The sequence below is a fragment of the Cupriavidus sp. 22TCCZM04-2 genome (assembly GCF_057798895.1).
This window is the reverse complement of the sequence record NZ_JBYOJS010000021.1, coordinates 13,583-38,463: the sequence shown is the minus strand read 5'-3', so window position 1 is coordinate 38,463 and position 24,881 is coordinate 13,583. Positions and strand designations below refer to the sequence as shown.

The window sequence follows — 24,881 nt, the reverse complement described above, 5'->3', positions numbered from 1 at the left end:
ATCAGCCTCCCTTCAGGAACTGCAGCAGCGCGTTCTTCTTCAGGCCGGCGATGCTGCCCGTCGGGCTCAGGCTGACCGGGCAGTGCGTCATGCAGTTGCCTTGCGTGTGACAGGCATTGCAGCCGCTGCCGGAGGTGGCCTTGCGCAGCACGTCCTTGGGGTCGGCATGGCGCTCGTCGTTGAACAGCGTCCAGGCGCGATTCAGCGCGGCCGGGCCGAGGTATTCCTTGTCCCACGACACCACGTCGCAGGCCGCATAGCAAACCCCGCAGTTGATGCATTCGATCGCGGCGTCGGCCATCTTGCGCTTGCGGCTGGCCGGCGATACTGCGGCCGGCGGATCGTCGCGCGTGGCCGTGCCGACGAAGGTATTGCCGGCCTTCTTCCACTTGTCGAAGAACTCCGACATATCGACCACGAGATCCTTGATGCGCGGCATATTGCGCAGCGGCTCGATCACGATCACGCCGTCCTCTTCCACGCGGCTCACGTGCGTGCGGCAGGTCCAGCGCGGACGGCCGTTGACGGTCATCGCGCAGGAGCCACACACGCCCACGCGGCACGCGAAGCGGTAGGACAGCGTCGGGTCGAGGCGGCGCTGCACCTCGGTGACCACATCCAGCACGGTCTGGTTTTCACGCCATGGCACCTCGTAGGTGGTGAAGCTTCCCGCTTCGGTGCCGCGTGCAATGCGTACCGTGAGCATGCGCTGCGCGGCCTTGGTCGCCTCCATCACTGTCTCCCCCTTCGTGTCGTTCAATGCGCCGATGCGCCGGCCTGGTTGCGCGCGAATACCGGCGCCGGCACGCCTTCCATGCGGACGTTGATGCAGGCGGGCTTGCCGCTGTCGAGCGCTGCCTGCAATGCAGGCGCCAGCGCATCGATGCGTTCGACGAACGCCCCGAACCCGCCCAGCCCGGCCACCGCCGCGTCATAGCGTGCCGCGGCGCTCAGCTCGCAGCCGATCAGTCGGTCTTCGCCGTAGGTGCGTTGCTGGATGACGTGTTCCGCGTTCCAGCGCAGGTCGTTGCCGATCACGCCAATGACGCCGGCCTGTTCGCGTACCGCGGTATCGAATTCGGAAAGATGGAAGCCCGCGGTGCCATCGCCCATCAGCAGGACGACCGTGGCCTCGGGCCGGGCGATCTTCGCGGCGATGGCATAGCAGATGCCGCCGCCGATCGCGCCGGACACGCCGTTGATGATCCGCGTCGGCGCGGTGCAGAACGCCTGCGCCCACTGGCCGAACTCGCCGCCATCACAGACGAGGATGGGTTCGGGTACACCGCCGAGGAATTGATTGACGGTTTCGCACAAGGCGCGCGGATGGATGGCCGGTTTCGATCCGGCCGGCGCCTGCCCGCGTTCGCGCCGCGCGGCGTCAACACGCTCCATCCACGCAAGGCGATCATGCCCGGGCGGTCGCGATGCTTGCTCCAGCCGCTCAAGCGCGATGGACACATCCGCCACGCAGCGCGCGGCAAGGCGGTCGCCGAGCAGCCTTTCGGCGCGGCGCAGCATGTCCACGTCGGGGTCGATCGCCACGACCCGCGCCGTCTTGCCAAAGATGTTCTCGCGGCCAAATCCGACCGTGAAGTCGAGGCGCTTGCCGAGCAGGACGATCAGGTCGGAGTCCGCGACGACCTCGGCGATCGCGCCCAGTGACGGGTCACGCAATCCGCGCGGGCTTTCCATCGGCACGATCGGCGCGTCCAAGGCCTGGCTATGTGCGGGCAGCGCCCGGCGATTGCGGTCCCGGCACAGCGTGGGTCCCGCAAGAATCAGCGGCCGGCGTGCCTGGCCCAGCAACTGCGCGATGGTCTCGATGGTGCTCTCGGCCGGCTCCGCCGGTTTTGCATCGGGCATCTGCGGTGGCAGGGCATCGAGGCCGGATTCGCGCGTCATCAGGTCAAACGGGAGTGCCAGGTGAACCGGTCCGCGACGATCAGCCATTGCGGTCGACACGGCGGTGTCCAGCGTGGATACGAGCGAGCGGGCATCGGTCACGCGCTTTGACCATTTGGTCAGTGGCGCGGTCATGGCCGCCTGGTCCAGTTCCTGGAATGCACCCATGCCGTCTTCGGCCACGGACGAGTCGCCGGACAGCACCAGCACGGCGCTTTCGGCCTGCGACGCGGAGAACAGTGGCGCAATGCCGTTGGCGATACCCGGCGCGGCGGTCAGCAGCGCCACGCCGAGTTCGCCCGTGACTTGCGACCACGCATCGGCCATGAAAACGGCCGCGGCTTCATGACGGACGTGGACGATGCGAATGCCGGCATCGATGCACGCGTCGTAGAGCGGCATGATCTGGTTGCCGGACAGACTGAACAGGGTGCTGACACCGCGGCGTGCGAGCGCCCGAATGACGAGTTCCGAACCGAGCATTTGTCTCCGTACCCGACCGTTCTGTTTCGGCCGTGGTCTTTTGTGGTTGGGTTGAATAAAGTTTAAGTAATCGAAATTCCTGAATCAATTGGATATAAGTTGATATTTTTTGAAGTTAAGGCCGCAATGTGACCTTTGGATATCTCATTGCGATTGATCTCAGACCTGTGCCGGCGGGCGGAACGCAAAGCCTTGAGAAAACGACTCCCTCAGGTACTCGACCAACACCTGCGAGACGCGGGACGCGTGCGCCGAGTACGGCCGGATGGCATAGAGCCAGTCGCCGAATGCACCGGTCGCGCGCCACTGTGGCAGCAGTTCGACCAGCCTTCCGCTTTCCAGCGCTGACTGCGCGCTGAAGTCCGGCAGCAGCGCGATGCCCAGGCCTTCAATGGCGGCATCCCGCAACGCTTCGCTGTTATTGACCGCCAGCTGTCCGGCGACGGGGACCGTGACCGGATCGGCATGCCCCGCGCCCGCGTCCGGCGATTCCGGCACGAAGGTCCATGTGGCGGTGCCTTGCCGGCGGGGGTAGTGCAGGCAGGCGTGCTCGGCCAGTGCCTGCGGCGATTCGGGCGCGCTTCGGGTCCTGAGGTACGAACGGCTGGCCACCAGCACCGTGCGCGTGGCGGCCAGCGTCCAGGCGACATGGGTTTCGGGGGGCGCGGAGGTATGCCGCACGGCAATGTCGAAGCCTTCCTGCGCGAGCGGGCGCAGGCGGTCGGACATGTCCAGCTCGACCTGGATCTGCGGATATCGGCGCAGGAATCCGGGCAGCAGCGGCACCAGTTGCTGCCTGGAAAACGCCACCGGCGCGGTGACGCGTAAGAAGCCGCGCGGGGCGCCGGCCAGGTCACGGACATTGGCGTAGCCCGTGGCGATCTGCTCGAAGGCGCCGCGCATGGAATCGACCAGTTGCCGGCCGGCATCCGTCAGCGTGGCGCTGCGCGTCGTGCGCTGCACGAGCATGATGCCGGCAGCCTTTTCGAGGTCAGCGATGTGCTGGCTCATCGACGCCTTGCTGACGCCCAGCCGCGCGGCGGCCTTGCTGAAGCTGCCCTGCTGCTGAAGTACGACCAGCCAGTGCAGGTGCTCCCAGAGTTCCTCTACGTTGGCTTTTGTCATCCCGAGACTCCTTTCGCATCACTTCAGATGCCTATAGTTCGTGTCTATAGCATGCCAGTATCTAAAAATCCTGAACAGTGAATTCGCCCGCGGGTGCTAGCCGCGACTCGCGCGCCTTCCTACACTCGCCTCATTCCCAGACAGGGCGGCCTTGCAGGCTCGCCAGACCGCACAGGAGATTCCCATGACCGCGCCTTACAACGACTCCGCAGACGTGATCCACTTTGTTTCGGGCGAACGCTTCGCGGGTTCGGGCACGCGCTCGCAGGCCGTGTTCAATCCGGCGACTGGCGCGGTGGCGCGGCAAGTCCGGCTCGGCACGGCCGAGGACGTCGATGCCGCGGTGGCGAGCGGCCTGGCGGCCTTCCCCAAGTGGGCCGACACGCCGCCGATCCGGCGCGCTCGCGTCATGCTGAAGTTCCTGGAGCTGATGAACCAGCACAAGGACGAGCTGGCCGCCATCATCACGGCCGAGCACGGCAAGGTACTGAGCGACGCCGCCGGCGAAGTCAGCCGCGGCATCGACATCATCGAATTCGCCTGCGGGATTCCGCAGCTGCTCAAGGGCGATTTCACGGACCAGGTCTCGACCGGCATGGACAACTGGACGCTGCGCCAGCCGTTGGGCGTGGTGGCCGGCATCACGCCGTTCAACTTCCCTTGCATGGTGCCGTGCTGGATGTTCCCGGTGGCGATCGCGGCCGGCAACTGCTTCATCCTGAAGCCGAGCGAGCGCGATCCTTCGGCATCGCTGTTCATGGCCGCGCTGCTCAAGCAGGCGGGCCTGCCCGATGGCGTGTTCAACGTCGTGCAGGGCGACAAGACGGTGGTCGACGCGTTGCTCCACCACGCCGACGTGAAGGCGGTGAGCTTCGTCGGCTCCACGCCGATCGCGAACTACATCTACGAGACCGGCGCGCGGCTCGGCAAGCGCGTGCAGGCGCTGGGCGGCGCCAAGAACCACATGGTAGTCATGCCGGACGCCGATATCGATCAGGCCGTGGATGGTCTTATCGGTGCGGCCTACGGCTCTGCCGGCGAGCGTTGCATGGCGATCTCGGTCGCGGTGCTGGTAGGCGACGTGGCCGACAAGATCCTGCCGAAGCTGGAAGCCCGTGCGCGGGAGTTGGTGATCCGCAACGGCATGGATGCGGCGGCCGAGATGGGACCGGTGGTCACTGGGCAGGCGCTCGAACGCATCGAAAGCTACATCGCTCTTGGCGTGGAAGAAGGCGCGAAGCTGGTGGTCGATGGCCGCAACTACAAGGTGCCGGGGCACGAGCAAGGCTTCTTTACCGGTGGCACGCTGTTCGACAACGTCACGCCTGACATGCGCATCTACAAGGAGGAGATCTTCGGGCCCGTGCTGTCATGCGTGCGGGTGGACGATTTCGCGCAGGCTGTGAAGCTGGTCAATGACCATGAGTTTGGCAACGGCGTGGCCTGCTACACGCGGGATGGCCAGGTTGCGCGCGAGTTCGCGCGCCGGATCGAGGTTGGCATGGTCGGCATCAACGTGCCGATCCCGGTGCCGATGGCCTGGCACGGCTTTGGCGGCTGGAAGCGCTCGCTGTTCGGCGATATGCACGCGTATGGGGAGGAAGGCGTGCGGTTTTATACGCGGCAGAAGAGTGTCATGCAGCGGTGGCCGGACGATTCGACGCGGGGGGCGGAGTTTGCGATGCCTACGGCGAAGTAAGGGATCTTTGCGAGCCCTCGCTGGCAATGACGGGGTTCTCGCTCTTGGCATGCGCTGCTGTGTCGCCGGCTACGCCGGCAACAGCGGCGCATGCCAAGGGCGACGAACCGGTCATCACCGGGTATCCCCAAGCCTGAACTCCCCCACCGCCTCCGCCAACGTATGAGCCTGCTCATTCAACAGCGATGACGCCGCAGTCGCCTGCTCCACCAACGCCGCGTTCTGCTGCGTTGCCTGCTCCATCTCCTCCACAGCCTGGTTGATCTGGCTGATCCCCGTGGCCTGTTCCCCCATTGACGCGCTGATTTCCCCAATCAGCGAAGTAACACGACGAATGCCATCGTCTATTTCCTTCATCGCCTCCCCCGCCGCCTGCACGCGTTGCGCGCCCGACTGAACGCTGAGATCGGAAGCCTCGATCAATGCCTTGATCTCTTTCGCAGCCGTCGCGCAGCGATGAGAAAGCCCACGCACTTCATTCGCCACGACCGCAAAGCCCTTCCCATGCTCGCCGGCGCGCGCCGCTTCCACCGACGCATTCAGCGCCAGGATATTGGTCTGGAAAGCGATGCCATCAATGACGCCAATAATCTCCACGATCTTCGCGGAAGACTGCGCGATGTCCGCCATGGTCGCCACCACATCGGACACCACCGTACCGCCCCGCGCAGCGGCCTCGCTCGCGGATGAGGCGAGACGCGTGGCCTGCACCGTCGCCTCGGCGGATCGCCTCACGGAACCCGTCAGCTCGGACAGCGAAGCGACGGTCTCCTCCAGATTGCTGGCCGCCATTTCGGTCCGGCGCGACAGGTCCTGATTGCCGGCTTCGATCTCCCGGGTCGCAATCTTCACGGACTCGCTGCCATGGCGAATCCGCAACAACACGCCTCCGAGTTTCTCGACAAAGGTATTGAAAGAGACCGCAATCTGCGTCACCTCGTCACGGCCCGCAGCAGGGAGCCGGTGCGTCAAATCGCCATCACCGGATCCGATCTCGTTCATCGCATCCCGAACGCCCGATAGCCGGCTGAATGCCCGCGCGGTAAGCACCCCGCTCAGCACCGCTGCGACGGCCGCCAACAACACGATGGCGATGGCCGAGGCCTTGACCACGCTGTCCAGGGCTGCCGTGGCCTCGGCCTTGTCCAGCGCCACCACCAGTTGCCAGTTGGTGCCATGTATCGGCTTGGCGCGCAGCAGCTTGGCCGTGCCATCCAGTTCGACCTCTAGCGGCGTGGTCTCCGTCGCCAGCGACGCCATCGTCTGCGGCGTCAGCGCCGGCGCCAACTCAAGCGCCGGCTTGCGGATGTACTTGTCCTGCGGGTGCGCCAGGATGGTTCCGTCCTTGTCCACCACAAAGCCCAGGCTCGCCGGAGTCGGATGCACCGCGGCAACGACGGCGCGAACGCCATCCAGCGACACGACCGCCGACACCACGCCGTCCAATGCGCCATTGCGCACGATCGGCGCCGCAAAGGAGACGAAGGGCTTGCCGCTCGCGGCATCGGCATAGGGCGTGGAGACGATCGGCTTCCCCGCCGCCACGGTTTGCTGGTACCAGGGACGCGCGGTCGGATCGAAGCCTTCCGGCATGCGATCCTTGCTGGCTACGAAGGACTTGTCCTTCCAGCCCGCCGTGGTAATCGGGAATGCGCCGGCCTTCTGCAACTGGCGGACGATGCCTTGCGGATCGCCCGGGGCAATCTGTTCGGCCGCGGCGCTCACCATCGTGGCCTTGGCCGCCACCCACTCATCGAGCGCCAGGCTATGGCCGGTCGCGATGGCGTCGAGATTCTGCTGAATCGTTTCGAGATTGCTGTTGCGGACGATGACATACGTCACGCCAGCCGTCAGTGCCAGGGCCGTCACGACGATGCCAGTGGAGATGGCCTGAATCTTTGAGCGAATGGATGAGAGCATACGAAGGTAAGGAGCGCTAAGGGTCACGCGGATCGGCGTTGGCGCAAAAAAGCCCGGAAGAACCGGGCTCATTGCGCAATCTGCCGATCGCTCAGAACTTGTGGCGAACGCCAACTACGGCGCCGAACTGATTCTTGCCTGGCACCACCTGCTCATTCGACGATGCACCCAGCACATCGTTGAACCCGTTCACGCCCAGCCCCGAACGCGGATTGCTGTTCACCGCGTAAGCCATGGTTGCGTACACGTCGGTGCGCTTCGACAGGAGATAGTCGGCCGTCGCAACGAATTGCCACGGGTTGCCGACGTGCGCGTTGGCGAGGTTCTGATAGTACGCCGCGCCGGTCAGCGAGAAGGTCGGCGTCAGCTGATACCCCAGGCCAGCCCACGCAAGGTTGGCATAGGTATTCGCCGCACCGGCAGTCCCCGGCAGCGAAGCGCCGTTGAACGAGCGCGCATAACGGTAGCCGGCATAGAGCTTGGCCGGGCCAAATGCATAGTTGCCCGCAATCGCCGCGCGACGGATCAGCTGGTTGCTTGACAGCGCGGCGGCGGACGACTGGTTGGTCTGGTCGTACACGACACCGACCGAGAACGGGCCGGTGGCGTAAGTTGCCAACACCGAATACTCCCGGCCGTTGGTGAAGTTCCCCGGAACTTCCGCGTTGTTGTAGTTGAAGCTGTACAGGCCGGTCACCGTCAGGCCACCAAAGGTGCCGACATACTTGGCCGAGTTGTCCGCGCGCTGGCCAAGCATGAACGGGTCTTGTGCGCCGATGGCGAAGCGGCCTGCGTTGCCCATCGGATCGAATGCGCCAGAGAAGTCCCAGAACGGCGACGTGTGGCGTCCCAGGGTCAGTTGGCCCCAGCGGCTTTGCAAGCCGACATATGCGGCGCGGCCAAACAGCCGGCCGCCCTGGGCCATCTTGCCGTCATCCATATTGAAACCGCTCTCCAGCGTATAGATGCCCTTCAGCCCGCCGCCCAGATCCTCTACGCCGCGCAGGCCCCAGCGCGAACCCGACTGGTTGCCCGATTGCATGGCCACCAGGCTGGAACTGTTCTTGGCCGCATTCGGGACGCTGTTCAGGTATTCGATACCGACATCAACCACGCCATAAAGCGTCACGCTGGATTGGGCATAAGCGCCAGCCGATGCGAGCAGACCAGCCGAAATGGCGATTAGTTTGAGCTTCATGTTTTCCTTGTTTGGGGATTCCTGCCAATGCGCTGACAAGCGCCGTCCGCGACGGGCGGCGCTTCCTTGTTGTTCATGCGGGAATTGCAGTGTTCCGGTTCCTGCTGTCCTGCCGTGTTGCCGTGTTGCCGTCAGACCGGAATCTTTTTCTCGTAGTCGATGCTGGTGGATGCAAGCAGCAGGCCGACACCGCAGGCAGCAAAGAACATCAGCGCCAGGAAGTACGAGCCCGTGGCCTGCACGATCAGGCCGACGATGATCGGCACGCTGATGCCGGCGATATTGCCGCCCAGGTTCATCACGCCGCCGAGGAAGCCCACCTTGTTGCGCGTGCCCAGCATCGACGGCACCGACCAGAACAGGCCGCACCAGCGCAGGAAGAACAGGGTCGAGGACAGCAGCACGACCACCAGCACCGGGTCGGTGACATAGGCCACCGAGAAGATCGACACCGTGGCCACTACGGCGGCGATGCCGAACAGCGTGCGCATCACGACGTTGGGACGGCCGCCGGCTTCCTTCCACTTGTCGGCGATCCAGCCGCCGATCAGTTCGCCGATAAAGCCAGCGAAGAAGATGATGAAGCTCGCGCCGCCCATGGTCTTCAGGTCGAAGCCGCGTGCCTTGCTCAGGTAGGTCGGCATCCAGGTCAGCAGGCCGTAAAACACGGCGTTGAAGCACATCCAGCTGACCGCCATGCACCACACCGAGCGGTACTTGAAGAAGTCGAGCGAACGGCCGCTCAGGTTGGCCGGCTCCTCGCTGTGCTCCAGTGCAAGCGCATCCTCGATATGACGGGCTTCCTGTTCATTGACGCCGCTGTGTTCGCGCGGCGAATTGCGGATGTACCACCACGCCACGAAGCCGGCCAGTACCGTGCCCACGCCCGCTACGACGAACGACAGGCGCCACGATCCCAGTTCGCTGATCAGCCCGGCGATGATGAGCGAGCCGAGCGCCGCGCCCAGCGGTGCGCCGCCGTCCAGCAGCGTGGCGCCGCGGCCGCGTTCGTTCTTCGTCATCCAGATGGCATTGAGCTTGCCGCCGGCCGGGTAGATCGGCGCTTCGGCGGCGCCCAGCCCGAGCCGGGTCAGCATCAGCGAGGTGGCATTGGTGCAGGCCGCCGCGATGGCCTGGAAGAAGCCCCAGAACACGGTGGCGCAGGCGATCACGATGCGCGGCTTGTACTTGTCGGCCAGCATGCCGCCCGGCACCTGCATGAAGGCGTAGGTCCAGAAGAAGGAACTGAGGATCAGCCCCTGCATGGCCGGACTCAGGTCGAACTCCTTCGCGATCAGCGGCATGGCCACCGACAGCGAGGCGCGGTCGATGTAGTTGATGGCCACCAGCAGCAGCATCATCAGGAAGATCTTCCAGCGCACGCTGCTGCGCGGAATCGCCATCGTCGTGGCGGGGCTCGTGGATTGCATGACGGTTGTCTCCTTGTCCTTGTGTCCTTCGATTGAGGCGTTTTGATTAAGGTGTCGCGCAACCGGGCGGAGTATAAGATACGTAATCTGTAATTACAATGAACGTAAGTACATGATTTGTATGTAGTGTTCATAGGGTAAATCACTATATTGTGGTTTCCCAGCGGCCGGCGGAGGCTTCCGCGCCGCTAGTCGGGAACACGCGGATTGCATATTTCCGAAGGCGCTGGATCACTGTATATTCATACAGCCCCGCAATCCTCGCCGTCCCGCGCCTTGTCCGCCACACCAACCGATCCGCCCCGCTATACCGTCGCCGTACGCACGCTGTGCGAATTCACGGCCAAGGCGGGCGACCTCGACCTGCGCTTTACGCCTTCGCCTACCGGGCAGGAAGGCGTCGCGGGTCATGGCGTCGTTACCAGCCGGCGCGGGTCCGGCTATGAGTCCGAAGTCACGCTGTCGGGCCAGTTCGAAGGCCTGCGCGTGCGCGGGCGCGCCGATGGCTACGATCCCGTGGCCAACCGCGTCGAGGAAATCAAGACCGTGCGCGGCGACAAGATCGAGATTCCGCAGAACCACCAGGCCTTGCACTGGGCGCAGGCGAAGATCTACGGCTGGCTGCTGTGCGAGGCGCGCAACCTTGCGCAGATCGACGTGGCGCTGGTGTATTTCGACATCCTGAGCCAGCGCGAGCGCGTGCTGAAGGAGCGCTGCGACGCCGCGATGCTGCGCGCGTTTTTCGAGGACAGCTGCCGCCGCTTCATGCAATGGGCCGAACGGGAAATCGCGCATCGCAGCGATCGCGATGCCGGGCTGCAAGCACTGGCCTTTCCCCATGGCACATTCCGCGACGGGCAGCGCCTGCTGGCCGAATCGGTCTACAAGGCCAACGCCAGCGCGCGCACGCTGCTGGCGCAGGCACCGACCGGCATCGGAAAGTCGATTGGCACCGTGTTTCCGGCGCTGAAGGCCATGCCCACGCAGCGCCTCGACAAGATCTTCTTCCTGTCCGCGCGTTCCACCGGCCGCGCGGTGGCGCTGCAGGCCACCGCGCAATTGCGCCGCCAGCCCGGCGATGCGCCGCTGCGTGTGCTCGAACTGATGGCGCGCGACAAGGCGTGCGAGCATCCCGACCTGGCCTGCCATGGAGATTCTTGCCCGCTGGCGAAGGGCTTCTACGATCGCCTGCCCGCCGCGCGCGACACGGCCAGCCATGCAGCGCTGCTCGACGGCCAAAGCGTGCGGGACATCGCCCGCGCGCACGAGGTCTGCCCGTATTACCTCGCGCAGGAGATGATCCGCTGGAGCGATCTGGTGGTGGCGGACTACAACTACTACTTCGATCGCAGCGCGATGCTGTATGCGCTGGCCGCGATGAACGAATGGCGCGTCAGCGTGCTGGTGGACGAGGCGCACAACCTGGTCGAACGCGGCCGCGCCATGTACACGGTCACGCTCGACCATGCCGTCTTCCGCGGCGTGCGGCTGTCGGCGCCGGGCACGCTGAAGCGCGAGATGAACCGGGTCAACCGGCAATGGAGCGCACTTGCCAAATCCAGCGAGGCCGCCTACGAAACGCGCGATGAAGAGCCCGCCGCGTTCATCGAGGCACTGGCCCAGCTATGCACCGCCATCATCGACGACATGAGCGCGCAGCCGCAGCGGTACGACGCCACGCTGGAGCGCTTCTATTTCGATGCGATGCATTTCCTGCGCCTGTCCGAACAGATGACGGAATACGGCGGCAAGCATTCGCTGTTCGATATCACGCGCACGCCGCGCCAGCGTGGCGGCATGGATGCTGCGCTGTGCGTGCGCAACCTGTTGCCCGCGCCTTACCTCGCCCCGCGATTCGCGGGCGCGCATTCGACCACGCTGTTCTCGGCCACGCTGCAGCCGGCCGACTACTACCGCAACCTGCTGGGCGTGCCGGGCAGTGCGGTGTGGGTAGAGGTGCCGTCGCCATTCCAGGCGGAACAGCTCGACGTACATGTCGCGCGCCATATCTCCACGCGCTATAGCCACCGGCAGCGCTCGCTCCCGGCCATCGTCGCGCTGATGGCAGACCAGTTCGCTAAACGCCCCGGCAACTACCTGGCGTTCTTCAGCAGCCATGACTATCTCCGGCAGGCCGCCGCCATGCTGGCCCAGCATCATCCTGATATCCCGAGTTGGTCGCAGGCTCGTGGCATGACAGAGGCCGGGCAGGCGGCATTCCTGGAGGCGTTCGCGCCGGGCGGTCAAGGCATCGGCTTCGCGGTGCTGGGCGGCGTTTTCTCGGAAGGCGTCGATCTTCCCGGCGACCGGCTGATTGGCGCATTCGTGGCCACGCTGGGCCTGCCGCAGGTGAACCCGGTCAACGAACAACTGCGCGAGCGGATGGAAGCCGCCTTCGGCCAAGGCTATGGCTATGACTACGCCTACCTGTATCCGGGCCTGCGCAAGGTCATCCAGGCGGCCGGCCGCGTGATCCGCACCCGGCAGGACCGCGGCGTGGTGTGGCTGATCGATGACCGGTACTCGCGCGCGGAGGTGCAGGACATGTTGCCGTCATGGTGGGAGGTGCCGGCACGCAAGCCGCAACCGCTTCCGGAAAGCCCGGCAACCGGATAACGGCCGCGCAGCGGTCATCCGACGTACCGCTCTACGGCATATGTGGCGTCGGCCGCGGACGCGGCGACGGATACGGAGATCTCTGCCCGCCACCGGGCACCTCGATGTACGGTGCGACGACGAGCGGATACTGCGTCTCCGGCGCGATGTTCTGCTGCGCTCCCGCTGCGCCGCGTAGCGAAAGCGGTGCGGTCTGAAGCTCGGTGCCGCCGCGCTTGCCGTCGCTGATGCCGCTGTGGGTATCCAGCACCAGAGGCCGGCTATCCGCGGGCGGAGCAGCAAACGCTGCCGATGAAGCCGCGGCCAGCAGCATCGCGGTCGCTGCGGCGCCCAGCACGCGGATCATGGGTGAATGCATGGAGGCTCCTGTTGATCGAATCGAAGCTGGCGGCCACCGGAGCCATGGGTCTGGGGGCGCGCGTTTCGCAAACGCATTTCGCCTTCGCAGTATAGGCCGTCGTGAAAGGCGGGCGCCAGCGCACACGGACTGGCGGCCTCGCCCTGCTCCGGTTCCTCAGTACGGCGGGTTGACCACCATGTACTGCGACCCCTGCGGCGCGTACCACGTGGCACCGCATTGCTGGTACACCATGCCGCCATAGTTCACCGGCACGCAGCCCGGCGGCACGGTTCGGACCATCGATCCAATCGCCGCGGCCGTGACCGCCACGGTAGCCGTCACGGCCGCCGCCGCCGCCACCGGATGGTCCCAACCGCCGCCGCAGCATCCGTTGTTGTTGTCGACGTTCACGTTGACGTTGCGGTTGGAGTTGACGTTGACGTTGCGGTTGGCATTGACGTTATTGACGTTGTTCACGCTGCTGCTGCGAACATTGTTGGTGCGCGCGTCGGCACGCTGGTTGTTGACCTGGCGCGCCTGCGCCTCGCCGCCACCGCGTCCACCGCCGGCATGAGCGCCACCGCCGCCACCTCCGAGGCCGCCGCCCGGCCGCGCCTGCGCCGGAAGTGTCCAGCCAGCCGTCGCCAGCCCCAGGACCGCCAGGCCCACCACGAATCGCTTGCAGGATAGGTATGTCATGGCATCGCTCCTTTACCTGGCCTTGACCGGAACGAATTCGGCCACCTTGGCATCCTTCGGCGGCTTGAACGCGAAGACATCGTTGCCGAACTTCGGACTCGGCTTCCACTTGTAGAGCGTGACCGACTGGGGCCGGGCCTCGTCGGCGCGATTGGTGATGACCAGCTTGCGCGGCAGCGGGCGAGCCCCGGTGGCGATCCAGATCTGCCAGTCGATCTCTCCCTGCCGGAACACGTAGTGGTCGCAGACCTCGCCGCCGACAATGTCCTGCCCGGCGTTCATCGCCGATTGCATATTGTCCATCGGCGCGGCGTCGGTGCCCCACAGGAACAGGTCGGTCGAGGGGATTTCGAGGGCGAAGCGCTCGCGCAAGCGCTGGGCAAGAACGCCCAGGTTGTCATCGAACTTGACCTGCGAGTAGTACTTCTGCGCAGGCGTGTAGAGCGTCACGGTCTTCCCGTCATAGATCAGCTCGCGACGCCCGTTGACGGTGCGCATGTCGGCACGGAGCTTGTTCGGCCGCTGCACGTCGAGATCCGCCGTGGCGGTGTGCTGAAGCTTCTGGCCGTCCGCCAGCACGCGCTCGCCCGACAGTTCGATCATCACTTCGAACTGCTTCAGCGTTTGCAGGTACGCGCCCATGTCTTTCAGGGCCTGGATGGCCGCGGGGTCGACGGCCTTGGCATCGGCCGGCGCGGCGCTTGCCGGCGTCTGCGCCGGGGCGGGGTTGGCCTGTGCCGGCGGACTCGCCGGTGGATTGGAAGACTGCGGCGGCGTGCTGCTGCACGCCGCCAGCGTGACAACAAGCAAGCTCAGAGCTTTGATGCGTGCCATGAAGTTCTCCGTTGAACGGCCCTTGGTCTTACCGGACACCAATGCGCGATACCCGCCTCAGTTCGGGTGATGCGCGCGATCAAGCGCTGCATGAAAGGCCAGCTCGCGAGGCTTGAAAGCCCCCCGCCCGAATGCCCGTCTTGTGGCCCAGCCGCAGCCACAGTGGATGCCATTCTCCACGACGCCAACGCCAGGCGAAGTGAAACTTTTGCGCGCAGGCATTTATTCGATTCGATGTCACCGATGCGATGGGCGACACAAGGCGCCGCTGCGGCACGCGTGCCTCGATGACGTGAAGTAGCGAATACCTCTCACCGCACCGCCTATATGACCTGACCGATACTCGAGCAGTCTTGTAGCACGGCGCTTCCTTCACTTTTTATCTCAATATATGAGAATGCATCTTACATGTTGATATTTCAGAAACCGAGGAGTAATCTTGCCCCGCAGCGCAGGAGCATTCCCGGCCCGGATCGGCGATGTCTTAGCCTGCGATTTACAGCACTTCAAAGAAATGGGGTTCGCCGCCATGGCGGCCCCTAGGACGGAGGCTCCATTGGCAAATCGGAAACTGAAGGCCGCGATCATCGGATCGGGCAATATCGGCACGGACTTGATGATCAAGATCCTGCGCCACGGCAAACACCTGGAAATGGGAGCCATGGTCGGCATCGACCCCGAGTCGGACGGCCTGGCGCGCGCCGCCCGCATGGGCGTGGCCACCACGCATGAAGGCGTCGAAGGCCTGCTGAACCTACCCGAGTTCCGGGACATCGACGTGGTGTTCGACGCGACCAGCGCGGGCGCCCACATCAAGAATGACGCGCGCCTGCGCGAGGTGAAGCCGGACATCCGCATGATCGACCTGACGCCGGCGGCCATCGGTCCGTACTGCGTGCCCGTGGTCAACCTGGAAACGCGTCTGGACGCCCGCAACGTGAACATGGTCACGTGCGGCGGACAGGCCACCATTCCGATGGTCGCCGCGGTGTCGCGCGTGGCGAAGGTTCACTATGCGGAAATCGTCGCGTCGATCAGCAGCAAGTCGGCCGGCCCCGGCACGCGCGCCAATATCGACGAATTCACCGAGACCACGTCGAAGGCAATCGAGGTCATCGGCGGCGCGACCAAGGGCAAGGCCATCATCGTGCTGAACCCGGCGGAACCGCCGCTGATCATGCGCGACACCGTGTACGTGCTCAGCGATGCCGCGAACCAGACCGAAGTCGAAGCATCGATCAACGACATGGCCGCCGCCGTGCAGGCTTATGTGCCGGGCTACCGGCTCAAGCAGCGCGTCCAGTTCGACGTGATCCCCGCCGATGCCCCGCTGAACATCCCGGGCCTGGGCCGCTTCAGCGGCCTCAAGACCTCGGTGTTCCTGGAGGTGGAAGGCGCGGCGCACTACCTGCCCGCCTACGCCGGCAATCTCGACATCATGACCTCCGCCGCGCTCGCCACCGCCGAACGCATGGCGCAATGCGCACTGAACGCCTGAGGAAACGCGCCATGACTTTCAACCCCGGCAAGAAACTCTATATCTCCGACGTGACGCTGCGCGATGGCAGCCACGCCATCCGCCACCAGTACTCGATCCAGAACGTCAAGGACATCGCCCGCGCGCTGGACCAGGCACGCGTCGATTCGATCGAAGTGGCCCACGGCGACGGCCTGCAAGGCTCCAGCTTCAACTACGGCTTCGGCGCCCACACCGATCTCGAATGGATCGAAGCGGTCGCGGGCGAGATCGAACACGCGAAGATCGCCACGCTGCTGCTGCCCGGCATCGGCACGATCCACGATCTCGACAATGCCTACAAGGCCGGCGCGCGCATCGTGCGCGTGGCCACGCATTGCACGGAAGCCGATGTGTCCCGCCAGCACATCGAACGCGCGCGCGAACTCGGCATGGACACCGTGGGCTTCCTCATGATGAGCCACATGACCACGCCGGAAAACCTCGCCGTCGAGGCGAAGAAGATGGAATCGTATGGCGCTACCACCATCTACGTGGTGGACTCGGGCGGCGCGCTGGGCATGCAGGACGTGCGCGACCGCTTCCGTGCGCTGAAGGCGGTGCTCGACCCGAGCACGCATACGGGCATCCACGCGCACCACAACCTGTCGCTGGGCGTGGCCAACTCGATCGTCGCCGTGGAAGAAGGCTGCGACCGCATCGACGCATCGCTGGCCGGCATGGGCGCCGGCGCCGGCAACGCGCCGCTGGAAGTGTTCATCGCCGCCATCGAACGCCTGGGCTGGGAACATGGCACCGACCTGTACAAGCTGATGGATGCCGCCGACGATATCGTGCGCCCGCTGCAGGACCGCCCTGTCCGCGTCGATCGCGAAACGCTGGCGCTCGGCTATGCCGGGGTCTATTCCAGCTTCCTGCGCCACTCCGAAATCGCCGCGAACAAGTACGGCCTGAAGGCCGTGGACATCCTGGTCGAACTGGGCAAGCGCCGCATGGTGGGCGGCCAGGAAGACATGATCGTCGACGTCGCGCTGGATCTGCTCAAGAAGGCGTAAGGCAGCACCGCCCGGGTATCGTTGACGACCAGGCTGCAGCGTCGCGCCGCTGGTGGGCTGTCCGCCAGCGGCGTTACACTTCCTGCCATGTCAAGAACGCCAAACCCCACTCGAACCCTGGCCAGCCAGACGCTGTTTCGCGGACTGGATGTGGTCGATGCCGTTGCTGACGGCTGCCAGTCCGTGCAGGAAATCGCCGACCGTACCGGTGTGGCGTTCAGCACCACCCACCGCCTGGCCTCGGCACTGGTGCAGGCCCGCTACCTGCAATTCGAACCCCGCCGCGGCTACCGGCTGGGCGCGCGGCTGCTGGAGTTGGGCTTCGCCGCCTACCGTGATTCCGATATTGCCCGCAGTGCGCGGCAGAACATCGAGCAACTCGCGGACGAGACGCGCGATACCGTCCACCTGGCCATGCTCGATGGCGACGAAATCATCTATCTCGACAAGATCGACGCCCAGCGTCCGATCGGCGTCAATTCGCGCATCGGCGGACGCAAGCCGGTCTGCTGCACGGGCGTGGGCAAGGCGCTGATCCTGGACGAGGGCGAGGCGTCGTGGCGCACCCGCTACCAGTACGATGCCGAGCGCGGCAACATCCACTTGCCGCTTGAGACCTGGCTAGCCGGCATGCACACCTATGCGCAAGGCGGCTACGCGTTCGACCTGGAAGAGAACGCGCCGGGCATCCGCTGCGTCGCGGTACCGATCCGCGATGCGAGCGGCAAGACCGTGGCGGCCGTCAGCGTTACGGGCACGACCGATTCCACCGACGAGGCACGCCTGCGCGCGCTGATTCCCACGGTGCGCGGCGCGGCACAGGCGATTAGCGCGAAGCTCGGCGGCACGCTCGGGTGAAGTCCGCGCTACCGCCACCGTGCCGGGTTATGGAATGCGGCGCATCGCATCGAGCATGGAATATCCCTGACGCGTCAAGCGGGGGTGGACATTGCCGCTGCCGTGGCCCTGCTCCAGCGTCACCAGTTTGTGGAGCAGCAGTCCATCCAGCTGCTCCGGTTCGAGATCGTCAATGTCTTGTGCATCGCCTAGCAGCAGCAGCGCGGCTATTTCATGCGGACTGAGCATGTCAGGCTCCTTTGTCGTGGGCGAAAAAAGGAACTGCGACTGCTGCCCCGTGGAGGTAGTTCCACGGAGGACGGTTGAAAGTACTGGTGAACCCGGTGCAAGAAGGCGCTGACTCTGCGCACACCGAGCATGTACCCTAAACCGTCTTGTCGGCGGATTCAAGGGATGGATGTGCTGCGATGCAGCGGAGCGAAGCCGAGTCTGGCGCCGGCATGTGGCGCTAGCTACCCTGCCGCATCAGGGCCCGGATGCCGGGGTAGATCTCGAGGTGCCATCGCGGGCCACCGAAAAGATCGTAGTGACCGCACCGCGGCGCCGTGACATGCCGCTTGTCGCGCGCCGCAATGCCCCGGCACAATTGGTGCGCGGCCTGTGTCTGCCCGCAGCCGGAAATGGCGTCGTGGTCGCCTTCTATGGTGAGCAGCGTAGTCGCGCGGATGTCTTGCGGACGCACAAGCTGGCCCCGCACGAACCAATTGCCGCGCGCCAGGCGGAATTGCTGGAACACGATCTCGATCGTATCCAGATAGAACTCGGCCGCCATGTCCAGCACCGCGAGGTAGGCATCGCAAACGCGCCGGAGCGCTTCGGCACGCTTGTGGTCGCCCAGCACAAGTTCCGAATAATAGTCCCAGTGCGATGCCAGCAAGAGACCAGGCTGCGCCGCGATCAAGCCAGCAAGCTGAAGGAAATTCGGGTACACCTTGCGGCCGGCACCGGCGTAGCGGTCGGGCACGGTATAGATCAGATTTCGTTGGAACCACACCAGCGGGTGGTCCGCGGCCAGTCGCCCGACCGCAGTCGGGCTGTGACGCGCATCGATCGGCCCGCCGATCAGGATCAGGCTCCTGGGCGTGGGCTCGTCCGCGCTGGCCAACAGCGAAACCGCCGCCAGGGCCGGCACGGTGGCCTGGCAGATGGCAATCACGTGCAGCGCTTGCGCCGCGCCGATCCGGCGGATGAACGCCTGAAGTTCGGTGACGTAGTCATCCAGGTGAAACGGCCCCTCCGCCAGTGGAACGCAGCGCGCATCGATCCAGTCCGTCACATAGACGATATGCTCGGGCAATAAACTTTCGACGACCTCGCGCAGCATGACAGCGTGATGCCCGGCAAGCGGCGCACAGACCAGCACCGCCGGTCTTGGCGGAGCCGCGGCGCCAAGTGCGGCCGTATCGGCGGCGAAGCGCAAGAGGCGGCAAAACGCCCGCTCCAGGACGACCTGCTCGACGACCGGGAGGACGCATCCGTTGTGCTCGACCGCGGCAATGCTGAAGCCGGGATTGTCGTTGCCTTGTCCGAGCCGGTACAGCGTCTCGTAACCAGCGGCAAAGGCGGGAGCGCCCGGTATCCGCGACAGGACGTTACCGTGATCGGAAAGCGCGCCTGCCGCGTTCGCTGCCCACGCAGCAAATGGCGCGAATATTGCGCGCTGATACTCCATGTACCGGTAGAGCATGGAGGCCTCCAAGGATGTGGCGGGCCGGCGGCCAAGGCTGCAGGCTTCATCGGCCCGGATGGCTTCGCCGACGCGATGTCGAGGCGGACGCACGCGGAATCTGGTCCGCGACCCTCGCACCTGTGCGGGTGTGAGCACGGTACCTGAGTTCCACTATAGGGCGGACCACTACCGCCGCGGCACCGAAGATGCATTTCGCCTTTGATGCCAAACACCCGACCGCGACTTCAAAGCCTGCTCCGCCGTTCACCGGGATCCATGCTGGTCCGATGCACTGAAACGCCGCCGATAGTCACCAGGACTCGTTCCAAGCCGCGCGCGGAAGTGATTGCGCAAGGTAGCCGCGGCGCCAAAGCCCACCTGCACGGCAATATCGTCCAGCGATAAGGCCGTCTCTTCCAGCAATACCCTGGCCCGGCTGATCCGCTCGATCAGCAGCCACTCTCCCGGCGGCATGGCCATCATGTTGACGAAGTGGCGCTGGAAGGTGCGGGCGCTCATTGCCGCCTGCTCCGCCATCCTGACAATCGGCCAGTCCTCTCCCAGGGTGGCGCGAACCCCGTCCAGCAGCGGCGCCAGCGATGCGCTGCTGCGCTTCGACACCGGCTCCGCAATGTACTGGGCCTGCCCGCCTTCACGGTGCGGGGGCATGACCAGCCTGCGTGCGACCTGATTGGCCACGCGCGGGCCAAAGTCCCGGCGAATCAGGTGCAGGCACAGGTCGATGCCCGCCGCACTGCCTGCCGAAGTCAGGACATCGCCGGCATCGACGTAGAGCACGTCTGCCTCCACCCGTACTTCCGGATACCGCTGCGCGAGGGCTGCAGCATGACGCCAGTGCGTCGTCGCGCGCTTGCCGTCAAGCAATCCCGCTGCGGCGAGCACAAACGCGCCGGTGCAGATCGACATGACGCGCGCCCCGCGCCCGTTCGCCTTGCGCAACGCGTGGCAAAGCGCCTCCGGCACTTCGGCTTCGATACCCCGCCACCCGGGGATGATGATGGTCTTCGCCTTCGACAGCAGTTCCAGGCCGCCGTCGGCCTGCACCTGGATGCCACCCGCACCGCGCAACGTCCCCGCATCGGCCGAGCAGGTCGCGAAGCGATACCACGCGTCGCCCATTTCCGGCCTGGGCAGACCGAAGACTTCCACGGCGCAGCCGTATTCGAAAAGGCTCAGGCCGTCGTAAACCACCACGGCTACCAGCCCACCGTGGGCACCGGATTGCGATTCTTTCTTTGGCACGAGAGGTCGAATGAATGAGCGGTTGAGGCCACCTGGCGGAGGATTGCCGCGCCCTGTTTCACGCGATTTTCCCCTCGGCTGATTTTGGCATGATCCGGACGTTAATTGTCGTTCGTGCCACTAGTGGGTTTACCCACCCGACCCTATCCTTTGTCCGGTGGTTCGCGGCCCGGCAAGCAAGGGCAACGGCGACCACCACTCATTTCAACCCATAGAGAGAGACATGAAAGACAAGCTACTGATGCTTCGCCCTGGCTTCTATCAAGGCACGGAAGGGCCCTTCTACTGCGGCGATGCCATTGCGGTCGAAGGCTTGCTCAGCTTCTTCCCGCAACTGCGCAACGAGATCGATGTCGAGTACATCGATGCGCCGCGCCCGCGGCAGGCGATCGTCGAACTGATCGGCGAAGCCAACCAGTCCGCCCCTGTGCTGGTGCTCGGCGCGGGGCGCGCGCCGGTCGACAACGGCGTGGAGGTCCGCGTGGCCGGCCAGACCCAGTTCATCGATTCTCCTGACCACATCCGCCGCTACCTGTCGTCGCAATATGGCGTAGCGCGCCCGGCGGGCTGAGCGCGGATCCGCGAAGCCGTTGCCAAAGGGAGAGGCATTTTGCGCTTCAATCCAAGTATCAGGAACTCCGTTGTCATTAACCTGATGGACGGAGAAAAAAATTCCACGAACGCGCTTCGCCTCCCGGTCTTTTGAAAATTTTTTCCCCTGACGGATCACTACGATTTCCCTCACGGCCTGGACGACATGGTGACCCGACAGGGCGACGTCGCCAAGGCCGGCGAGGGCTCCGTCAGCGGTCAGGAACGTCGTTTCACAGACCTGTCGGGCACTGATGCTGCCCATCGACAAGACCTAAAACCACATTGGAGACAAGGCATGAAGCTGCTGCAATCGCTGTTGCAGGGGGCGCTGCTCGCGACCGTCCTCGGTTTCACCGCACCCGCCGTACAGGCCGAAGACCTGCTGGACACCGTCAAGGCCAGCGGCGTCCTGAAGGTCGGCATGGAGGGCACGTACCCGCCGTTCGGCTATCGCAACACCCAGGGCGAGCTCGATGGCTTCGACGTCGCGGTGGCTCGCGCGGTGGCTGACAAGATGGGCGTCAAGGCCCAGTTCATCACCACCGAATGGAGCGGCATCATCGCGGGCCTGCAGGCCGGCAAGTTCGACGTGATCGTCAACCAGGTGAGCATGACGCCGGCGCGCAAGCAGGCGCTCGATTTCACGCAGCCCTATGTCTATTCCGCGGTCCAGGTGCTTCAGCGCAGCAACGACAAACGCGAGTTCCCGTCGCTGGAAACATTGAAGGGCAAAGCCGTCGGCGTCACGCTGGGCAGCAACTATGCCGACCTGGCGAAGACAGTGCCTGGCATCCAGGTGCAGACCTATCCGGGCACCTCGGAAAACCTGCGTGATCTCGCGGCTGGCCGTATCGATGCCGCGCTCAATGACCGCCTGATGCTCCCGTACCTGATCAAGAACGCCAACCTGCCGCTGCGCACCGGCGCACTGCTGGCCGGTACGAAGCTCGAAATGGGGATTCCGTTCCGCAAGGGCAACCCGAAGTTCGCCAAGGCGATCGACGACGCGCTGAACGCGCTGCAGCAGGACGGCACCTTGCGCAAGCTGTCTGTCCAGTGGCTGGGCACCGACGCCAGCCAACCCCTCGCACAGTAATCACCGCCACGCCTGACGACACGCCCGTCCAAGTCCGGAACGGGCGTGCCTGGCCACCGCAATGGATCGCATCATGAACCCTATTGACCTGATTATTCATGCCTCGCCGGTGCTCCTGCAAGGCGCCGCGATCACCGTGAAGTTTGCGCTGGCCTCGATGATCTTCGGCCTGCTGGTCGGGATCGTCGTCGCCATCATGGGCATCAGTGCCAACCCCATCCTCAGCGGCATCGCCCGAGCCTATGTCAGCGTCATGCGCGGCACGCCGCTGCTGGTGCAGATGTTCGTCGTCTACTACGGCCTGCCGGACCTCGGCATCTCCCTGGACCCGACCAGCGCGGGCATTCTGACCCTCACAGCCAATGCCGGCGCTTACCTGTCGGAGAGCATGCGCGGCGCGATCCTGGGGATCAGCCGCGGGCAATGGAGCGCGGCGCACAGCCTCGGGCTAAGCCACCTGCAGACGCTGCGCTACATCGTCTGCCCGCAGGCCTTGCGCCTGGCCGTGCCGAGCCTCGGCAACACGCTCATCAGCCTGATCAAGGACACCTCGCTGGTGTCGGTCATTACCGTCACCGAGCTGCTGAGATCGTCGCAGGAAATCATTGCCTCCACGTTCCAGCCGCTGCCTTTGTACCTGTCGGTGGCCGCCATCTACTGGCTGCTCAGCACCGGCTTGTCATGGGTGCAAAGGCGCATCGAGGCACGGCTGACCCTGCGCGTGACGCGCTGATCAGCGCTATCCAACAACAACCATCTGCAAGCAGGAGACACGACATGATTGCCCTCGAAGGCGTATCGAAATGGTACGGACAATTCAAGGTGCTGGATGGATGCAGCACGCGCGTGGAAAAAGGCGAGGTCGTGGTGATCTGCGGCCCCTCGGGTTCGGGCAAATCCACGCTGATCAAGACGGTCAACGGGCTCGAAGCGTTCCAGCAAGGCCGCATCAGCGTGGACGGCGTCAGCGTCGGCGATCCGAAGATAAACCTCGCGCAGCTGTGCTCGCGGGTCGGCATGGTGTTCCAGCATTTCGAGCTGTTCCCGCACCTGACCATCCTCGACAACCTGTCGCTGGCGCAGGTCAAGGTGCTGAAGCGCGGCAAGGACGAGGCCCGTGAAAAGGGCTTGCGGCTGCTTGACCGCGTCGGCCTGAAAACGCATGCCGCCAAATTTCCCGCGCAGCTATCCGGTGGACAGCAGCAACGCGTCGCCATTGCGCGCGCCTTGTCGATGGACCCGGTTGCCATGCTGTTCGATGAACCGACGTCGGCACTCGATCCGGAAATGATCAACGAGGTGCTCGACGTCATGACCGGACTGGCGCGCGAAGGCATGACGATGATCTGCGTCACCCACGAGATGGGGTTCGCGAAGAAGGTGGCCAACCGCGTGATCTTCATGGATAGCGGCACCATCGTTGAAGACACCGACAAGGACGCCTTCTTCGGCGATCCGAAGTCGGCCCGTGCAAAGGAATTCCTGGCGAAGATCCTGCACTGATGCGGCGCGCGTTTATCTCCCCAAAGACCAAACCATGAAAATCTCGGATCGCCTCGCATCATTTTCCCGCCTCGACCTGGTTGGCGCGGTGACGCCCCTGCAGAAGCTCGATCGGCTGTCCGCAATGCTCGGCCGCGATGTCTATATCAAGCGCGATGACACCACGCCGCTTGCCTTTGGTGGCAACAAGCTGCGCAAGCTGGAGTTCCTGGCCGCCGACGCGTTGCGCCAGGGTGCCGATACGCTGGTGACGGCCGGCGCGATCCAGTCGAACCATGTCCGGCAGACAGCCGCCGTCGCGGCCCGTCTCGGACTGCGCTGCCACGCGTTGCTGGAGAACCCCACCGGCACCACCGATGTCGATTACCTGCACAGCGGCAACCGCCTGTTGCTCGACCTGTTCGGCGCGCGCAGTGAGCCGGTGGCCTCGCTCGACAACGCCGATGCGCAACTGCAGGCGCTGGCCGAACGGATGCGTGGCGATGGCTACAAGCCCTACGTCGTGCCGATCGGCGGCTCCAGTCCGCTTGGCGCATTGGGTTATGTGCAGGCCGGCCTGGAACTGGCACAGCAAGCGGAGGCAATGGACGTTTCATTCTCGGCCGTCGTACTGGCGTCCGGCAGTGCCGGCACGCACGGCGGGCTCGCATTGGCACTGGCCCATGCCATGCCGCATACGCAGGTTGTCGGTGTCACCGTCTCGCGGACTGTCGAAGCCCAGGCGCCCAACGTCGCGGGGCTGATCGACGCAACCGCGGATTTGCTCGACATCGAAGTGCCGACCGAAATGCGGCTCCAACTGTGGGACGAGTACTTCCTGCCGCGCTATGGCGAGCCCAACACAGGCACGCTCGACGCGATCAGGCTCCTGGCACGCATGGAGGGCATGCTGCTCGACCCGGTCTACACAGGCAAAGCGATGGCCGGTTTGCTCGACGGCGTGGTGCGCAAGCGCTTCGACGGCGACGGTCCGCTGCTGTTCCTGCATACCGGCGGCGCACCGGCGCTGTTCGCCTATCGCGACGTGCTCCAGGCCGCTGCCCTCCAGCCCTCTGCCGGCTGACCAGACATCCCGGCGGCATCCGCGGGCGCGGATGCCGCATCAACCATCCATGGA

General features: G+C 64.8%; 22 protein-coding genes. 10 read left to right on the top strand and 12 right to left on the bottom strand.

Annotated features, from left to right (window positions below):
* Position 1 precedes the first annotated feature (1 nt).
* From AC3FKG_RS24810 to AC3FKG_RS24800, 3 genes are all read right to left on the bottom strand, one after another.
* A complete protein-coding gene (locus tag AC3FKG_RS24810; protein ID WP_483712463.1) occupies positions 2–733 on the bottom strand; it encodes a succinate dehydrogenase/fumarate reductase iron-sulfur subunit in 732 nt (243 codons plus the stop codon).
* A gap of 23 nt (positions 734–756) precedes the next feature.
* On the bottom strand, positions 757–2,388 hold the full coding sequence (locus AC3FKG_RS24805; RefSeq protein WP_488744382.1) for a thiamine pyrophosphate-binding protein: 1,632 nt from the start codon (positions 2,386–2,388) through the stop codon (positions 757–759).
* A gap of 159 nt (positions 2,389–2,547) precedes the next feature.
* Entirely contained in the window at positions 2,548–3,513 is a 966-nt protein-coding gene (locus AC3FKG_RS24800; protein ID WP_488744381.1) for a LysR family transcriptional regulator, read from the bottom strand.
* A gap of 184 nt (positions 3,514–3,697) precedes the next feature.
* On the opposite strand from AC3FKG_RS24800, the gene AC3FKG_RS24795 reads away from it, so the two are divergent.
* On the top strand, positions 3,698–5,212 hold the full coding sequence (locus tag AC3FKG_RS24795) for a CoA-acylating methylmalonate-semialdehyde dehydrogenase (RefSeq protein ID WP_483712466.1): 1,515 nt from the start codon (positions 3,698–3,700) through the stop codon (positions 5,210–5,212).
* A gap of 114 nt (positions 5,213–5,326) precedes the next feature.
* On the opposite strand, the gene AC3FKG_RS24790 is transcribed toward AC3FKG_RS24795, so the two are convergent.
* The 3 genes from AC3FKG_RS24790 to AC3FKG_RS24780 form a co-directional block, all read right to left on the bottom strand.
* Positions 5,327–7,132 carry a methyl-accepting chemotaxis protein gene (locus tag AC3FKG_RS24790; RefSeq protein ID WP_483714402.1) on the bottom strand — a complete coding sequence of 602 codons (1,806 nt, stop codon included), beginning with the start codon at positions 7,130–7,132 and terminating at the stop codon, positions 5,327–5,329.
* A gap of 91 nt (positions 7,133–7,223) precedes the next feature.
* On the bottom strand, positions 7,224–8,330 hold the full coding sequence (locus tag AC3FKG_RS24785) for a porin (RefSeq protein WP_488744380.1): 1,107 nt from the start codon (positions 8,328–8,330) through the stop codon (positions 7,224–7,226).
* A 131-nt stretch (positions 8,331–8,461) separates the two neighbouring features.
* Positions 8,462–9,760: an MFS transporter gene (locus tag AC3FKG_RS24780; RefSeq protein ID WP_483712468.1), complete on the bottom strand. Its 1,299-nt coding sequence runs from the start codon at positions 9,758–9,760 to the stop codon at positions 8,462–8,464.
* Positions 9,761–10,036: 276 nt separating this feature from the next.
* On the opposite strand from AC3FKG_RS24780, the gene AC3FKG_RS24775 reads away from it, so the two are divergent.
* Positions 10,037–12,376, top strand: coding sequence for an ATP-dependent DNA helicase (locus tag AC3FKG_RS24775; protein WP_488744379.1), 2,340 nt, complete (start codon positions 10,037–10,039; stop codon positions 12,374–12,376).
* A 31-nt stretch (positions 12,377–12,407) separates the two neighbouring features.
* On the opposite strand, the gene AC3FKG_RS24770 is transcribed toward AC3FKG_RS24775, so the two are convergent.
* The 3 genes from AC3FKG_RS24770 to AC3FKG_RS24760 form a co-directional block, all read right to left on the bottom strand.
* Complete coding sequence (locus tag AC3FKG_RS24770; protein ID WP_488744378.1) at positions 12,408–12,734, bottom strand: hypothetical protein; 327 nt, start codon at positions 12,732–12,734, stop codon at positions 12,408–12,410.
* Positions 12,735–12,890: 156 nt separating this feature from the next.
* Positions 12,891–13,415, bottom strand: coding sequence for a hypothetical protein (locus AC3FKG_RS24765; RefSeq protein WP_483712472.1), 525 nt, complete (start codon positions 13,413–13,415; stop codon positions 12,891–12,893).
* A 12-nt stretch (positions 13,416–13,427) separates the two neighbouring features.
* Positions 13,428–14,249 carry a DUF2092 domain-containing protein gene (locus tag AC3FKG_RS24760; RefSeq protein WP_483712473.1) on the bottom strand — a complete coding sequence of 274 codons (822 nt, stop codon included), beginning with the start codon at positions 14,247–14,249 and terminating at the stop codon, positions 13,428–13,430.
* A 529-nt stretch (positions 14,250–14,778) separates the two neighbouring features.
* Here AC3FKG_RS24760 and AC3FKG_RS24755 point away from each other — a divergent pair.
* From AC3FKG_RS24755 to AC3FKG_RS24745, 3 genes are all read left to right on the top strand, one after another.
* Positions 14,779–15,747 (top strand): acetaldehyde dehydrogenase (acetylating), encoded by a 969-nt coding sequence (locus AC3FKG_RS24755; RefSeq protein ID WP_483712474.1) that lies wholly within the window; start codon positions 14,779–14,781, stop codon positions 15,745–15,747.
* A gap of 11 nt (positions 15,748–15,758) precedes the next feature.
* Positions 15,759–16,781, top strand: a complete 1,023-nt coding sequence (dmpG, locus tag AC3FKG_RS24750; RefSeq protein WP_483712476.1) for a 4-hydroxy-2-oxovalerate aldolase — start codon at positions 15,759–15,761, stop codon at positions 16,779–16,781.
* A gap of 87 nt (positions 16,782–16,868) precedes the next feature.
* Entirely contained in the window at positions 16,869–17,639 is a 771-nt protein-coding gene (locus AC3FKG_RS24745; protein ID WP_488744377.1) for an IclR family transcriptional regulator, read from the top strand.
* Between the two features lie 27 nt (positions 17,640–17,666).
* Here AC3FKG_RS24745 and AC3FKG_RS24740 read toward each other — a convergent pair whose 3' ends face one another.
* The 3 genes from AC3FKG_RS24740 to ftrA all read right to left on the bottom strand — a co-directional run bounded on the left by AC3FKG_RS24740 (position 17,667) and on the right by ftrA (position 20,571).
* A complete protein-coding gene (locus AC3FKG_RS24740) occupies positions 17,667–17,867 on the bottom strand; it encodes a hypothetical protein (RefSeq protein ID WP_483712479.1) in 201 nt (66 codons plus the stop codon).
* A 220-nt stretch (positions 17,868–18,087) separates the two neighbouring features.
* Positions 18,088–19,326 (bottom strand): polyhydroxyalkanoate depolymerase, encoded by a 1,239-nt coding sequence (gene phaZ / locus AC3FKG_RS24735; protein ID WP_488744376.1) that lies wholly within the window; start codon positions 19,324–19,326, stop codon positions 18,088–18,090.
* A gap of 246 nt (positions 19,327–19,572) precedes the next feature.
* Positions 19,573–20,571 carry a transcriptional regulator FtrA gene (gene ftrA / locus AC3FKG_RS24730; RefSeq protein ID WP_488744375.1) on the bottom strand — a complete coding sequence of 333 codons (999 nt, stop codon included), beginning with the start codon at positions 20,569–20,571 and terminating at the stop codon, positions 19,573–19,575.
* Positions 20,572–20,794: 223 nt separating this feature from the next.
* Here ftrA and AC3FKG_RS24725 point away from each other — a divergent pair, with 223 nt between their 5' ends.
* The 5 genes from AC3FKG_RS24725 (at position 20,795) to AC3FKG_RS24705 (ending at position 24,827) form a co-directional block, all read left to right on the top strand.
* Complete coding sequence (locus AC3FKG_RS24725; RefSeq protein ID WP_483712483.1) at positions 20,795–21,142, top strand: DUF3088 domain-containing protein; 348 nt, start codon at positions 20,795–20,797, stop codon at positions 21,140–21,142.
* 318 nt (positions 21,143–21,460) lie between these two features.
* The gene (locus AC3FKG_RS24720; protein ID WP_483712485.1) at positions 21,461–22,261 is read left to right on the top strand and encodes a transporter substrate-binding domain-containing protein; all 801 of its coding nucleotides are present in this window, start codon (positions 21,461–21,463) and stop codon (positions 22,259–22,261) included.
* Positions 22,262–22,334: 73 nt separating this feature from the next.
* Positions 22,335–22,994: an amino acid ABC transporter permease gene (locus tag AC3FKG_RS24715; RefSeq protein WP_488744374.1), complete on the top strand. Its 660-nt coding sequence runs from the start codon at positions 22,335–22,337 to the stop codon at positions 22,992–22,994.
* 44 nt (positions 22,995–23,038) lie between these two features.
* Positions 23,039–23,764, top strand: coding sequence for an amino acid ABC transporter ATP-binding protein (locus tag AC3FKG_RS24710; RefSeq protein ID WP_488744373.1), 726 nt, complete (start codon positions 23,039–23,041; stop codon positions 23,762–23,764).
* A gap of 34 nt (positions 23,765–23,798) precedes the next feature.
* Positions 23,799–24,827 carry a D-cysteine desulfhydrase gene (locus AC3FKG_RS24705; protein ID WP_488744372.1) on the top strand — a complete coding sequence of 343 codons (1,029 nt, stop codon included), beginning with the start codon at positions 23,799–23,801 and terminating at the stop codon, positions 24,825–24,827.
* Positions 24,828–24,881 lie beyond the last annotated feature (54 nt).

Coding starts and splice junctions, on each gene's coding strand:
- AC3FKG_RS24755 (WP_483712474.1), top strand. CDS start 14,779: ATGGCGGCCCCTAGGACGGAGGCTCCATTGGCAAATCGGAAACTGAAG.
- AC3FKG_RS24780 (WP_483712468.1), bottom strand. CDS start 9,760: ATGCAATCCACGAGCCCCGCCACGACGATGGCGATTCCGCGCAGCAGC.
- AC3FKG_RS24725 (WP_483712483.1), top strand. CDS start 20,795: ATGAAAGACAAGCTACTGATGCTTCGCCCTGGCTTCTATCAAGGCACG.
- AC3FKG_RS24795 (WP_483712466.1), top strand. CDS start 3,698: ATGACCGCGCCTTACAACGACTCCGCAGACGTGATCCACTTTGTTTCG.
- dmpG (WP_483712476.1), top strand. CDS start 15,759: ATGACTTTCAACCCCGGCAAGAAACTCTATATCTCCGACGTGACGCTG.
- AC3FKG_RS24810 (WP_483712463.1), bottom strand. CDS start 733: ATGGAGGCGACCAAGGCCGCGCAGCGCATGCTCACGGTACGCATTGCA.
- AC3FKG_RS24790 (WP_483714402.1), bottom strand. CDS start 7,132: ATGCTCTCATCCATTCGCTCAAAGATTCAGGCCATCTCCACTGGCATC.
- AC3FKG_RS24710 (WP_488744373.1), top strand. CDS start 23,039: ATGATTGCCCTCGAAGGCGTATCGAAATGGTACGGACAATTCAAGGTG.
- AC3FKG_RS24770 (WP_488744378.1), bottom strand. CDS start 12,734: ATGCATTCACCCATGATCCGCGTGCTGGGCGCCGCAGCGACCGCGATG.
- AC3FKG_RS24785 (WP_488744380.1), bottom strand. CDS start 8,330: ATGAAGCTCAAACTAATCGCCATTTCGGCTGGTCTGCTCGCATCGGCT.
- AC3FKG_RS24740 (WP_483712479.1), bottom strand. CDS start 17,867: ATGCTCAGTCCGCATGAAATAGCCGCGCTGCTGCTGCTAGGCGATGCA.
- AC3FKG_RS24800 (WP_488744381.1), bottom strand. CDS start 3,513: ATGACAAAAGCCAACGTAGAGGAACTCTGGGAGCACCTGCACTGGCTG.
- AC3FKG_RS24715 (WP_488744374.1), top strand. CDS start 22,335: ATGAACCCTATTGACCTGATTATTCATGCCTCGCCGGTGCTCCTGCAA.
- AC3FKG_RS24720 (WP_483712485.1), top strand. CDS start 21,461: ATGAAGCTGCTGCAATCGCTGTTGCAGGGGGCGCTGCTCGCGACCGTC.
- AC3FKG_RS24705 (WP_488744372.1), top strand. CDS start 23,799: ATGAAAATCTCGGATCGCCTCGCATCATTTTCCCGCCTCGACCTGGTT.
- AC3FKG_RS24760 (WP_483712473.1), bottom strand. CDS start 14,249: ATGGCACGCATCAAAGCTCTGAGCTTGCTTGTTGTCACGCTGGCGGCG.
- AC3FKG_RS24805 (WP_488744382.1), bottom strand. CDS start 2,388: ATGCTCGGTTCGGAACTCGTCATTCGGGCGCTCGCACGCCGCGGTGTC.
- phaZ (WP_488744376.1), bottom strand. CDS start 19,326: ATGCTCTACCGGTACATGGAGTATCAGCGCGCAATATTCGCGCCATTT.
- AC3FKG_RS24765 (WP_483712472.1), bottom strand. CDS start 13,415: ATGACATACCTATCCTGCAAGCGATTCGTGGTGGGCCTGGCGGTCCTG.
- AC3FKG_RS24745 (WP_488744377.1), top strand. CDS start 16,869: ATGTCAAGAACGCCAAACCCCACTCGAACCCTGGCCAGCCAGACGCTG.